The sequence below is a fragment of the Pseudomonas sp. RGB genome (assembly GCF_007713445.1).
Classification (GTDB): domain Bacteria; phylum Pseudomonadota; class Gammaproteobacteria; order Pseudomonadales; family Pseudomonadaceae; genus Aquipseudomonas.
Genome location: NZ_VMSH01000020.1, coordinates 13,743 through 25,819, shown reverse-complemented (window position 1 = coordinate 25,819; position 12,077 = coordinate 13,743). Strand labels below are relative to the sequence as shown.

At 58.1% G+C, this 12,077-nt stretch carries 15 protein-coding genes; 6 read left to right on the top strand and 9 right to left on the bottom strand.

All coding sequences use genetic code 11. The features are described from left to right. Positions 1–339: 339 nt before the first annotated feature. A complete protein-coding gene (locus FPT15_RS26980) occupies positions 340–651 on the top strand; it encodes a hypothetical protein (protein ID WP_106580537.1) in 312 nt (103 codons plus the stop codon). A gap of 292 nt (positions 652–943) precedes the next feature. Next, a complete protein-coding gene (locus FPT15_RS26975) occupies positions 944–1,156 on the top strand; it encodes a cold-shock protein (RefSeq protein WP_003234260.1) in 213 nt (70 codons plus the stop codon). Positions 1,157–1,229: 73 nt separating this feature from the next. Here FPT15_RS26975 and FPT15_RS26970 read toward each other — a convergent pair whose 3' ends face one another. Both FPT15_RS26970 and FPT15_RS26965 read right to left on the bottom strand, forming a co-directional pair. Beyond that, complete coding sequence (locus FPT15_RS26970) at positions 1,230–1,550, bottom strand: I78 family peptidase inhibitor (protein ID WP_145165848.1); 321 nt, start codon at positions 1,548–1,550, stop codon at positions 1,230–1,232. Positions 1,551–1,693: 143 nt separating this feature from the next. Further along, positions 1,694–1,999 carry a hypothetical protein gene (locus FPT15_RS26965; protein WP_145165847.1) on the bottom strand — a complete coding sequence of 102 codons (306 nt, stop codon included), beginning with the start codon at positions 1,997–1,999 and terminating at the stop codon, positions 1,694–1,696. A 157-nt stretch (positions 2,000–2,156) separates the two neighbouring features. On the opposite strand from FPT15_RS26965, the gene FPT15_RS26960 reads away from it, so the two are divergent. Continuing rightward, positions 2,157–2,369, top strand: coding sequence for a hypothetical protein (locus tag FPT15_RS26960; RefSeq protein WP_032886978.1), 213 nt, complete (start codon positions 2,157–2,159; stop codon positions 2,367–2,369). Positions 2,370–2,402: 33 nt separating this feature from the next. Here the strand turns inward: FPT15_RS26960 and FPT15_RS26955 are convergent, their stop codons facing one another. The 7 genes from FPT15_RS26955 to FPT15_RS26925 are packed head-to-tail and all read right to left on the bottom strand — an operon-like array spanning position 2,403 to position 9,370. Beyond that, positions 2,403–3,431 (bottom strand): nucleoside hydrolase, encoded by a 1,029-nt coding sequence (locus tag FPT15_RS26955; protein ID WP_145165846.1) that lies wholly within the window; start codon positions 3,429–3,431, stop codon positions 2,403–2,405. A 26-nt stretch (positions 3,432–3,457) separates the two neighbouring features. Next, complete coding sequence (gene rbsD, locus FPT15_RS26950) at positions 3,458–3,862, bottom strand: D-ribose pyranase (protein ID WP_145165845.1); 405 nt, start codon at positions 3,860–3,862, stop codon at positions 3,458–3,460. Continuing rightward, positions 3,859–4,776 (bottom strand): ribokinase, encoded by a 918-nt coding sequence (gene rbsK, locus FPT15_RS26945; protein WP_145165844.1) that lies wholly within the window; start codon positions 4,774–4,776, stop codon positions 3,859–3,861. Before rbsK ends, rbsD begins: the two co-directional genes overlap by 4 nt. A 23-nt stretch (positions 4,777–4,799) precedes the next feature. Then, the gene (locus FPT15_RS26940) at positions 4,800–5,822 is read right to left on the bottom strand and encodes a LacI family DNA-binding transcriptional regulator (protein WP_145165843.1); all 1,023 of its coding nucleotides are present in this window, start codon (positions 5,820–5,822) and stop codon (positions 4,800–4,802) included. A gap of 3 nt (positions 5,823–5,825) precedes the next feature. Beyond that, complete coding sequence (locus FPT15_RS26935) at positions 5,826–6,803, bottom strand: ABC transporter permease (RefSeq protein ID WP_145165842.1); 978 nt, start codon at positions 6,801–6,803, stop codon at positions 5,826–5,828. After that, a complete protein-coding gene (locus FPT15_RS26930; RefSeq protein WP_145165841.1) occupies positions 6,800–8,353 on the bottom strand; it encodes a sugar ABC transporter ATP-binding protein in 1,554 nt (517 codons plus the stop codon). The genes FPT15_RS26935 and FPT15_RS26930 overlap by 4 nt, the downstream gene beginning before the upstream one ends. A 57-nt stretch (positions 8,354–8,410) precedes the next feature. Further along, positions 8,411–9,370 (bottom strand): sugar ABC transporter substrate-binding protein, encoded by a 960-nt coding sequence (locus FPT15_RS26925; protein ID WP_145165840.1) that lies wholly within the window; start codon positions 9,368–9,370, stop codon positions 8,411–8,413. A 496-nt stretch (positions 9,371–9,866) separates the two neighbouring features. Here FPT15_RS26925 and FPT15_RS26920 point away from each other — a divergent pair, with 496 nt between their 5' ends. From FPT15_RS26920 to FPT15_RS26910, 3 genes are all read left to right on the top strand, one after another. After that, positions 9,867–10,955, top strand: a complete 1,089-nt coding sequence (locus tag FPT15_RS26920; RefSeq protein WP_145165839.1) for an asparaginase — start codon at positions 9,867–9,869, stop codon at positions 10,953–10,955. A 155-nt stretch (positions 10,956–11,110) separates the two neighbouring features. Then, the gene (locus FPT15_RS26915; protein ID WP_106580525.1) at positions 11,111–11,362 is read left to right on the top strand and encodes a DUF1654 domain-containing protein; all 252 of its coding nucleotides are present in this window, start codon (positions 11,111–11,113) and stop codon (positions 11,360–11,362) included. Between the two features lie 4 nt (positions 11,363–11,366). Further along, on the top strand, positions 11,367–12,056 hold the full coding sequence (locus FPT15_RS26910; protein WP_124418031.1) for an endonuclease: 690 nt from the start codon (positions 11,367–11,369) through the stop codon (positions 12,054–12,056). The last annotated feature ends 21 nt before the right edge of the window (positions 12,057–12,077 follow it).

Here is a 12,077-nt window from a genome sequence, read left to right as displayed (position 1 = left end):
CCAAAGGTCACGTGGGTTGGGATGAGCCAGTACAAGATCCAACACCAGGCCGTTCAATGATGAACGCCTGCCTTACAGCGGCAGGAGCCTTTCGGCCAACCGATAATCGAACCAGAGTGACTGGAGTGAGCTAAAAAGAACATGGCAAGGCGGCAATTTGGCACGCCTGGAAATAGCCAGGCCGAGGATGCTAGCACAGATGAACGGTCATCGTGCTGGCGCCGCCTTTCTGAAAGACAAATTCGAGGCTTTATAGGTGCAAAAGTGAACTTGAGCTGTACGCCATGCCTCAAACACACCGAGAATCGCTGTTCGTCCTCGACCCAAAGGAGCATCCACATGATGCGTTTCACCTCGACCCTCGCTCTCGCTGCTTCCCTGGCCTTCCTGTCGCTCGGCGCCCAGGCAGCCGCCCCATCGAACTGGCCAACCGGCGCTCGCGACAACTTCATCAAAGATTGCAGCTCGGCAGCCCAGCAAAGCGTGGACGCCAAAACTGCCAAAGACCATTGCGAATGTGGCGCTGACAAGATCAACGCCGAATTGAGCACCGCAGAGATCAAGGAGCTCATGACCAACCAGAACGCAGATCCGGCGCTTAAGAACAAAGCTGTCGCGGCTATTTCGTCCTGCAAAGTCGTGAAGAAATAATCAGAACGACCACTGATCAGACGGCCGTCGCGCTGAAAAAACAGCCTGAAAACTGCCATTTCGCACAAATTACGCAGCTTTTACGGCTTTTTTTAACAGCTGATATTTCGCACCAAAGCCCCGTAAATCGGGGCTTTCAGCCAGCCCAGGCAGCAAATGCAACGCTATTGATTAGCAAACAATGCCTTGGGGGGGCTCCCAAGTCGAACATTTCGACTATGATAGCCAAGTGTGCCCAGTTGGCCTGAGCAGCACAGCACTACTGAAAATATATGTTTCTTGGAGATACACCATGTCTAATCGCCAAACCGGCACCGTTAAATGGTTCAACGATGAAAAAGGCTTCGGCTTCATCACTCCTCAAGGTGGCGGTGACGACCTGTTCGTACACTTCAAAGCTATCGAAAGCGACGGTTTCAAAAGCCTGAAAGAAGGCCAAACCGTTTCCTTCGTGGCTGAGAAAGGCCAAAAGGGTATGCAAGCTGCACAGGTTCGCGGCGAGTAATTCTCCGCTGAGCTAAAAAAACCCCGTCCATGCGACGGGGTTTTTTATGGGCGCTACAAAAGTGCCGAGGTTCTTAGCCGCAGTTGACTCGCGTGATCACCAGATTGTCATCGGTGTTCAGGTTCAGGCGGTCGGAGCGGTATTCCAGGGTGATCATGTCATTAGGCTTGAGGATACGTGCGTTCTGCGCACCGGCACGTGTACGCGCCTGCTCCAGCAACTGGGGCGAGGCTTTCTGGCCGATCGCGAACTCGGCGGCCTTCGCCTCACAGCGGCTATGACCGGCATCGGCCACGGCGGCGTCTTTGGCTGGCTCAGTGGTACCCGGGGTGCTGCAACCCGCCAACGCGAATGCTGCCAACAAAGTACCGAATGATGCGAGCTTCCAAGGCATGGAGCCTCCTATGATAAAAATGGACAGAGATCGTGCGACAGCGATCTGGGGGATTGGTTTCAAGACGTGAATCGCCCGCAGGCAAGTCTGCCTGACTCAGACCGAGCATTCGCTCGGTCAATCGTCACCAGATATGAATGTATTCAGTAGATGTCGATGTAGTCGAACGGCGGCTTCGGCCAGTTCTGCTTGAGCGCATTGAATATCTGCATGACCCAGACCTCATCACTGGCCGCTACGTTACCGACATAACCGGAGCCTTTGGCCCAGGTCTCAAGGCGAAACAGCAAGCCGGCGATATCAGTGCCGCCCACCACGCCTGACGAAATGTAGGCAATCCCGGCCTTGGTTACCCGCAGCTGGGTATGCTGGTCATCGCTGGCGCTGGCCAGCAGCTGACGAACAGCTTCCAGCGTCAGGTTCTCGGGGTTGTTCAAATCGATCTGCACCTGGCGTTCCCCGGCAATTAAACAGGGCCACAGTGTCGCACAGCACATGCCTCATGCCTAAGTAGCAGTGCCAAACGCCACCCAAAAATGGTTAACTGCGCCGGTAAAAGCCGCGTTTCAGCGCACTGCCCAGTACTTCCAACTCCGCGAGACACCCATGACCACTGTTACCCTCCAAGCCGACATCAAAGCCAAGTGGCCCCAAGGACAAAGTTCCTACAGCCCCGGAAGCCCGGAGGAGTTGGCAATCATCGGAATCGACCTGCTGGTCAAGGAACTCGGCACTCAGGCTGCACAAGCCTTCATCGGCCAGGTATTCGAAAAATACCCGGCCGATCACATGGGCGCACACAACCCCGAGCGCGAATAAGAACCGGCCGACGAACGCCGACCGGCACACACATTACTTCAGACGCGCCAGACGCTCGGTCAGCAGATTGAAGAAGCCCTGAGCATCGCCGTTCTCGACCCAGAAGGCATTCTTCGGCTGCTTCAGGCCATCGTACCAATCGACGATGGTCTGGCCGAAGGTCGGGCCTTCACGGCTATCCACCACCACATTAACTTCACGGCCGCTGAACAACTCAGGTTTGAGCAGGTAGGCAATAACGGTGGCATCGTGAACCGGGCCGCCTGGAATGCCGTAGTGCTCCATATCGCCTTTGACGTATTCATTCAGAATATCGCCGACGACCTTGCTCGCGTTGTTGTTGATATCGGCGATTTGCTTGAGGCGCGCTTCACTGGTCAACACCTTGTGGGTGACGTCCAGTGGCAGGTAGGTCAACTTGACGCCGCTTTTGAGCACGACCTCAGCCGCAATAGGGTCGGCAAACAAGTTGAATTCGGCCACCGGCGTGATATTGCCGCCGTTGAAGTGCGCACCGCCCATCACCACCACTTCCTTGATGCCTTGGGTGATTTCCGGAGCCTGGGTCAACGCCAGCGCCAGGTTGGTCTGTGGGCCGAGCATGGCGATGGTGATGCTGTGGGGCTTGGCGGTGCTTAGGGTCTTGATCAGGTAATCAACGGCATTGCCTTCGGCCAGGCCTTTTTTCGGCTCGTGCACGGTAACGCCCGAAATACCCTCTTTACCGTGAATATTCTCGGCGTAGATCGGCGTGCGCAGCATCGGTTTTGGCGCCCCTGCGTACACTGGAATATCCTCACGCCCCGCCCATTCGCGGGCCAGGCGCGCATTGCGGGAGGTTTTGTCGAGGCGCACGTTACCGGCGACGGTGGTCAGCGCACGAATATTCAATTCCTGTGGAGAGGCCATTGCAAACAGCAAGGCCACTACATCGTCAGCACCCGGGTCGGTGTCGATGATCAGGTCGATTTTTTCCGCCGCGTGGGCGCTGGCTGCTGTGAGCGCGGACAAAAGCAGGACACTCCGAAACAGGTTTTTCAGGGATGGAAGACCACGTTGCATGAAACACTCCTTGTCGTAGGAAATCTCTAGAAGGTTACGCCGGACACCAGCGCGATATTGCAATAAGGCTGGCACTCGCCGGTGCGCACGACGGCGCGAGCCTTGCGGCTCAGTTGCTTGAATTCTTCGTGACTGACCAGGCGTCGCTCGCCCAGGGCTGCCTGCTCGGTCAGGGTGTTGAGCGCAGTGAGTGCAGGCGGTTGCTTGAGCAGGATTTCTTCGGCCAGCACGTGGCTTTCCACCTGCATCTCGCTGAGCACAATGCGCAGGGTGCTGATGAAGTCAGGAATACCTTGGGTCAGCGCCAGGTCGATCAGCTCGACACCCGGCGGCACGGGCAAGCCGGCATCGCCGATCACCAGGACGTCACCGTGACCGAGAGACGCAATGACACGCGACAGGGCAATATTGAGCAGCGGTGTCTTTTTCATGAGGGCACAAAACCTTGAACGTCGTGCAGCGTGGGAATAGAGGGTTGCGCACCGGCGCGAGTCACAGACAGCGCTGCGGCCACCTGACCAAAGCGGATGGCCTCGGCTTCGCTCTTGCCATTGGCGAGCGCGGCGGCAAACCCGCCGACAAAGGTGTCGCCCGCCGCCGTGGTGTCCACCGCTTTGACCTTCGGCGCCACCAGATGCTCAAAGCCTTGGCCATCGGCAAACAATGCGCCCTGGGCACCGAGGGTGATGATGACCTTGCCCGCGCCTGCCTTGATCAACTGCGTCGCAGCGACCTTGGCACTGTCGAGAGAGTCGACCGTCACGCCGCTCAAGGCGGCGGCTTCACTTTCATTGGGAATCAGGTAGTCAATCGAGGCATACCATTCGGCCGGCAAAGGGCCGCTGGCGGGTGCCGGATTGAGGATCACCGTCTTGCCCAGTTCACGTCCGCGCTTGAGGGCCTGGCCTACCGTGTCCATCGGCGATTCCAGCTGGCAGACGATGACGTCGGCGGCCTGCAACACTGCGTCAGCCCGTTGCAACGAGGCTGGCGTCAGCGCACCGTTGCCACCGGCCACGATCACAATTGCGTTCTGGCTGCTGTCATCCACCACAATCAACGCCACGCCGCTGGAGCCGTCTACCGTGCTCACGGCCTGACAATCAATGCCCTCCACCACCAGCGCATCACGCAATTGAGCGCCGTAGGCATCAGTGCCGACACAGCCGACCATCGCCACATCAGCGCCCAGACGCGCAGCAGCCACTGCCTGGTTGGCGCCCTTGCCGCCGGGGACGGTAGAGAACGTTTGGCCGATCAGGGTTTCACCGGCACGCGGCAACCGACTGGCGCGGGTGACCAGGTCCATGTTCAAGCTGCCTATTACCACTACTTTTGCTGGCATACATCAGTACTCATCAATTCGGTTCAGCGGTATTGGGCGAACACACCGGCGACCGGCGCCGTCGACTCACGCAAAACAATACTCGGCGTCACGATACGTTGATCGATCGGCAGTTGGGGGGTTGCAATTCTTCGCAGCAAAAGCTCGGCCGCCGTTTCGCCCAGTTGCACGATCGACTGCCCGACCGTGGTCAGCGCCGGGTACACGTAACGGCCCATTTGAATATCATCGAAACCAATCACCGACAATTCGCCGGGCACGCGAATATTGCGCTCTGCCGCAGCGCGCAACACGCCGAAACCGATCATATCGTTACTGGCAAAGATCGCGCTCGGCGGATTGTCCGACAGCAACTGCACGGCTGCGGCATACCCGCCGATGCTGGTGAAATCGCTCTCTTGAGTGCGATTGGCCGCCACTTGCACGCCCGCCTCACGCAGCGCCCGGTGATACCCCGCCAGACGCATTTGCGCCACGCGGGTGTGGCCGGGGCCACCAATGCAGGCGATGTCGCGGTGACCGAGTTCAAGCAAGTGCCGGGTCGCCAGGTAGGCGCCCTCCTCGTGGTCGATGCGCACCAGATCGACATCGATGCCATCCAGCGCACGGTCGACGATCACCATGGGCGTGCGCACCGCGCTCAAGCCAGCGGCAAGGCCACTGTCGTCGCCCCCTACCGAGGTCACGATCAAGCCGTCGATGCGCTTTTCGAGCAACACGCGCAAGTAGCTGCGCTGTTTTTCAGCGTTGTCATCGGAGTTGCAGAGGATCACGCAATAGCCATTACGCTCGCAGTAATCCTCGATCCCGCGGGCCAACTCGGCAAAATACGGGTTGAGGCTGTTCGGCACCAACAGGCCGATGGTGGCGGTGGTCTTGGCCTTGAGCGATCGCGCGACCGCACTGGGCACATAATCGAGCTGCTTGATTGCCGCTTCGACCTTGATCCGTACAGGCTCACTCACCGGCCGCGTCTTGTTCACCACATGGGACACGGTGGTGTAGGAAATACCCGCAAGCGCTGCCACATCCTTGATCGTCGCCATGGTTCAGACTCGCCGGCTGGCGCGCTGGCTGCGGTAAGTGTCGAGGACCACGGCAATCACGATCACAGCACCGGTGATGATGCGTTTGGTGGGCTCCGTAGCACCGATCTGCGCCAGGCCAGCGGCCAGTACCGAAATGATCAACACGCCGAAAAAGGTGCTGATAACCGAACCGCGTCCGCCCATCAAGCTGGTGCCGCCGATCACCACAGCGGCGATCACCTGTAGCTCCAGGCCGGAGCCGGCATTCGGGTCCGCCGCTTCCAGGCGCGAAATCTGGAACAGTGCCGCCACACCGGCCAACAGCCCCATCAGGCTGAACACCAGGATTTTGTAGGGCTTGGGATTGATCCCGGCCAGGCGCACGGCCTCTTCGTTGGTGCCGATACCGATCAGGTAGCGACCAAACACCGTGCGCGTCAACACCAACTGAGCGGCAATGATCACCAGCAAGGCAATGATGAACGACGGCGAAATTCCGAAGGCAATCGGGTTCGACAGCCAGGCAAACGAATCACCGATATAGGCGGTACGCGAGCCAGTCATTTGGTACGCCACGCCGCGCGCCATCTCCAGCACGCCGAGGGACACAATAAACGAGGGGATTCGCCAGGCCACAGTAATCGAGCCGGTGATGGTGCCTGCCACTGCCGCACAGCCCATGCCCAGCAACGCTGCCGGCAGCACGCTCCAGCCCCAGCCGAGAATCGCCACACTGACCGCCGACGCGGCCAATGCGAGCACCGAGCCAACCGACAGGTCGATGCCGCCGATAATCAGGATGAACGTCATGCCCACCGCCAATACCATCAAGTCCGGTATCTGGTTGGCCAGGGTGCTGAAGGTGTCATAGGACAGGAAGTGATCGCTCAACACTGAGAACAGCGCGATCATCGCCAGCAAGGCGCCAGCCAGACCCAGGTAAGTGCCCAGGCCGTAGAAGTTGCCGCCGGTTTTACCCGGGGAAGTTGTGGTTTTCATGGGGTATCCCTAAGCGCTGCATCGTTGAGCAGCGCGTCACGTTTTTGGTAGCCGGCAAAAGCGGCGGCGAGCAATTCGTCCTGGGTCCAGCTGTCGCGCTCGAAGGTTTCGATCAGGCGCCCGGCGGACAGCACACCGATGCGGTCACAGATCAGCATCAGCTCACGCAGGTCGCTGGACACCACCACCAGCGCTTTGCCCTGGCGCGTCAATTCGCCGAGCAAGGCATAAATGTCGAACTTGGCGCCGACGTCGATGCCTCGGGTCGGCTCATCGAACAGCATCACCGCGCAATCGCGCTCCAGCCAACGGCCGATCACGACTTTCTGCTGGTTACCGCCCGACAGCTCAGACACCAACTGCGCAGGACTGGAGCTGCGGATGCGCATGGCGTCGATCTGGCGCTTGGCCAAGGCGGTTTCGTCGCGGCTGTTCACCACGCCGCCGCCGGAAATTTCCGGCATGTTGCCCAAAGCAATGTTGGCGCTGATCGACTGGGTCAACAGCAGGCCTTCGCCCTTGCGGTCTTCGGTGATCAGGGCAATGCCATGGCCCACCGCATCCACCGGGGAACGAATGCTCACCACCTGAGCCGGCGACCCCAAGGCGACAGTGCCGCTGTCCGCCAGGTCCGCGCCGAAGATCAGGCGCAACAGCTCGGTGCGGCCGGCGCCGATCAGGCCGGAGATGCCATAGATCTCACCGGCGCGCACTTCAAAGGACACATCACGCACCTTGTCCGAGCGGGTCAGCCCTTTCACGGTCAAGGCGGGGCCGCCAATAGTGCGCGGGCCCAGATCGATCTGTTCACCCAGCTCGCGACCGACCATCAGGGTGACCAGTTGCTCACTGTTGTAATTGGCCATCGGCTCGACGCAGACCAGTTTGCCGTCGCGCAATACCGCAATACGCTGGGCAACACGGGCCAGCTCTTCGAGCCGGTGTGAAATATAAATGATCGCCACGCCCCGAGCCTGCAGGCGAGTGATTTGTTCAAAGAGCATTTCGACTTCGCGCGCGGTAAGCATCGCCGTGGGTTCGTCGAGAATCAGTACGTGGCAGTCGCCGATCAGGTTGCGGGCGATTTCGACCATTTGCTGATGGCCAATGCCCAAGGTGCCGACCAGCGTGTCGGGGTCAATCGCATCCAGGCCGACCTGGGCCATGGCTTCGATCGCGGCTTTGCGCAGTTGCTTACGGCTGATCCAGCCACATTTGCTGGGCAGGTTATCCAGAAACAGGTTTTCGGCCACGGTCAGCGTTGGCAGCAGGTTGAGTTCCTGCATGACCATGCGCACGCCCAGCTCTTCAGCCTGGGTGCGGCTGCCGGGACGGTAGTCCTGACCATTGAACTGCATATGCCCGGTGGTCGGCGTGACCAGCCCGCCGATGATTTTCGACAGCGTACTTTTACCTGCGCCGTTTTCACCGGTCAGCGCCAGCACTTCCCCACGATTGAGCGTCAGGGTGATGTCGGACAGAACCGGTTGGGCATAGGTCTTGCCGATACCGCTGACCGAGAGGACAGCGTTCGGGGCGGAAGATGACATAGGAAAATCTCCAGGCGCCCACTCAGGACGAGCGGGCGCTGTTGGGTGCTGCCAGGATTACTTCTTGAGGACGAGTTCGACCGGGGTTTCGATCACACCGTCTTTGGCATCGACTTTCTCACCCTTGACCAGCTTGAGCGCGTTCTGGATACCGAACACGGCTTGCTGGGCGGCAGCCTGGTCAGCGGTCGCAAGCACACGGCCATCTTGCAGCATTGGTTTGATGGCTTCGATGTTGTCGTAGCCTACGACCAGCACTTTGCCGGCTTTGCCCGCAGCGCGCACGGCAGAGACAGCGCCCAAGGCCATGTTGTCGTTACCCGCCAACAGTGCCTTGAGGTCCGGGTATTCGCTCAACATGGCGGAGGCGACTTTCTGACCCTGGTCGATTTCCCAGTTGCCCGACTGAGTGGAGACGATCTTCATGCCGGCTGCGTCCATCGCGTCCTTGTAGCCTGCGGTGCGCTGCTGCGCGTTGGTGGTGGTCGGGACACCTTCGATGATGCCGACCTTGTCACCCGCGGCCAGTTGCTTGGCCAGGTAGTCACCGACCAGCTTGGAGCCTTTACGGTTATCCGGGCCTACGAACGGAATATCGAGGTTTTTGCTTTTCAATACATCCGGATCAAGGCGGTTGTCGATGTTGACGACCTTGATGCCCGCATCGGAAGCTTTCTTCAACACGGTGACCAACGCCTTGGAATCAGCCGGAGCAATCACAATAGCGTTTACTTTGGCGAGGATCATCTGGTTGACGATATCGATCTGCGCGCTGGTATCGGTTTCGTTCTTGATCCCGTTGGTGATCATGTCGAAATCACCGGCGTGGTCTTTTTGATACTTCTTGGCGCCGTCCTGCATGGTCACGAAGAATTCGTTGGCGAGGGACTTCATCACCAGGCCGACCTTGGGTTTGGCGGCGGCGTCATCGGCAAAAGCAGAGGAAAGGGGCAGAGCAGCGGATGCAGCGGCAAGCACAGCGACAGCAAGAAGACGTCCAGCAAATGGCAGCTTCATGGGTTCACTCCGATCTTATGATTATTGTGAGCAACGCTTGCACGGCAGACCGTCTCGCAAACGTTTGCGTTAGTCAAACTATGAGAACCTTGTCGAGATTTGTCAACGGGTGAAAAACGCCTTTCATCCAACCCCATTGCTACCTGCCATTGCGCCCCATTCGGTGGATGTGACTAAACATCGCCCTCGCCCGCCCGTTCTCTAAAACGACAGCCTGTGACACTCATGTCATACGCAACCCGTCGATATGCCCTGATGGCTTTCGGACAACCGAACACGATACTGCCTCCCCGTTCGGAAAGCCGGACGGGTGCTTTTTCATGCCTTCTGAGATATCTGTAAATATTGTTTTAAATCAATACCTTAATTTATAAGCACGAACACAATCAGCTTGGTACAAATCCTGCTCTTTCCTGGCACCTCGTGGCGTTCAGAACCGCCCGGGTGTTCTAGATGAACCTGCGACCGCACTCATCAAAAACCAGAGAGAAAAATAATGAAATCTGCACTGAAGTCTTTTGTTCCGGGCGCACTCGCCCTCCTGCTGCTGTTCCCCGTTGCCGCTCAGGCAAAGGAAGTTGAAACCAAGACCAAACTGTCCAATGTGGTGATTCTTGCCACCGGCGGCACTATTGCCGGCGCTGGCGCCAGCGCTGCCAACAGCGCCACTTATCAGGCGGCCAAGGTCGGCATCGAGCAATTGATCGCTGGTGTTCCTGAGCTTAGCCAGATTGCCAATGTGCGCGGCGAGCAAGTGATGCAAATTGCGTCCGAAAGCATCAACAATGAAAACCTGCTGCAACTGGGTCGCCGCGTTGCCGAACTGGCCGACAGCAAGGACGTCGACGGCATCGTGATTACGCACGGTACCGACACCCTCGAAGAAACCGCCTACTTCCTTAACCTGGTGGAAAAAACCGACAAGCCAATCGTGGTGGTCGGCTCGATGCGTCCGGGCACCGCCATGTCGGCGGACGGCATGCTCAACCTGTACAACGCCGTCGCCGTCGCCGGCAGCAAGGATGCACACGGCAAGGGCGTGCTGGTCACCATGAACGATGAGATCCAGTCGGGTCGTGACGTCAGCAAGATGATCAATATCAAGACCGAAGCGTTCAAGAGCCCATGGGGGCCATTGGGCATGGTGGTTGAAGGCAAATCCTATTGGTTCCGCCTGCCGGCCAAGCGCCACACCCTGGATTCTGAATTCGATATCAAAACCATTAAAAGCCTGCCGGACGTTGAAATCGCTTATGGCTACGGCAATGTGAGCGACACCGCCGTCAAGGCCCTGGCTCAGGCTGGCGCCAAAGCCATCATCCATGCCGGCACTGGCAATGGTTCGGTGTCTTCCAAGGTCGTCCCTGCCCTGCAGGAACTGCGCAAACAAGGGGTGCAGATCATTCGCTCGTCCCACGTGAACGCCGGCGGTTTCGTGCTGCGTAACGCCGAACAGCCTGACGACAAGTACGACTGGGTGGTTGCCCATGACCTGAACCCGCAGAAAGCGCGGATCCTGGCGATGGTTGCGCTGACCAAGACCCAAGACAGCAAAGAGCTGCAACGGATGTTCTGGGAATATTGATTTCTGATAACACTGTGGAGGCGGGTTTACTCGCCTCTATCTTCTCTTGAAACTTCCCCGCCACAACTCCCCGCGCAAGTCCTGAGTTTTAAGCAGTTGCGAAATTCCTTATAGTTAAATACTGTATACACATACAGCAAACTAAGGAATGCTCCGTGGCAAAGTCCTCTTCCGCAGCCCCAACCCCGCCTGACGCTTACGCACGCTTGGCCGTTCGTGTGCAAAAAATTATCAATTCGACCAATGCCCAGAAAGCCAAGGCAGCCTTGATCTTCCGTTTACCCGAAGAGCCCGAAGATGAATGGGCGCGCTTGCTGGAAGAAATTGCGGAGAACGACAACGTGACCCTCGCTTATCGGGACGACGGTGGTGTGCAGATTTTCTGGGTTGTGCCGAAGGAAGATTGATTCAATGAGTGTTCGCTTTACTGCTTTGTTTTGTCTGTTTTTTGCCATTACTGCCAACGCTCAGGCGCCTCGAACCTTCAGCGAAGCCAAGAAAGTTGCCTGGAAGCTCTATGCGCCACAATCCACAGAGTTTTACTGCGGCTGCAAATACACCGGCAACCGGGTGGATTTAAAAGCCTGCGGGTATATTCCACGCAAAAATGCCAACCGTGCCGCACGCATCGAATGGGAGCATATCGTTCCAGCCTGGCAGATCGGCCATCAGCGTCAATGCTGGCAGAACGGTGGACGCAAGAACTGTACGCGCCGCGATGATGTGTTCAAGCGTGCAGAGGCCGACTTGCACAACCTGGTGCCGAGCATCGGGGAGGTCAATGGTGATCGCAATAACTTCAGTTTTGGTTGGCTGCCGGTACAAACCGGACAGTACGGCTCATGTTTGACCCAAGTGGACTTCAAGGCAAAAAAGGTCATGCCGCGCCCGTCTATTCGCGGAATGATTGCCCGGACCTACTTTTACATGAGCAAACAATATGGCTTGCGCCTGTCGAAACAGGACCGCCAACTGTATGAAGCCTGGAACAAGACTTACCCGGTACAAACCTGGGAGCGCCAGCGCAACCAGACCGTGGCCTGCGTGATGGGGCGGGGCAACGAGTTTGTCGGCCCGGTTAACCTGAAAGCCTGCGGTTGAAGGCGGGAGGAGCTCCCGCCC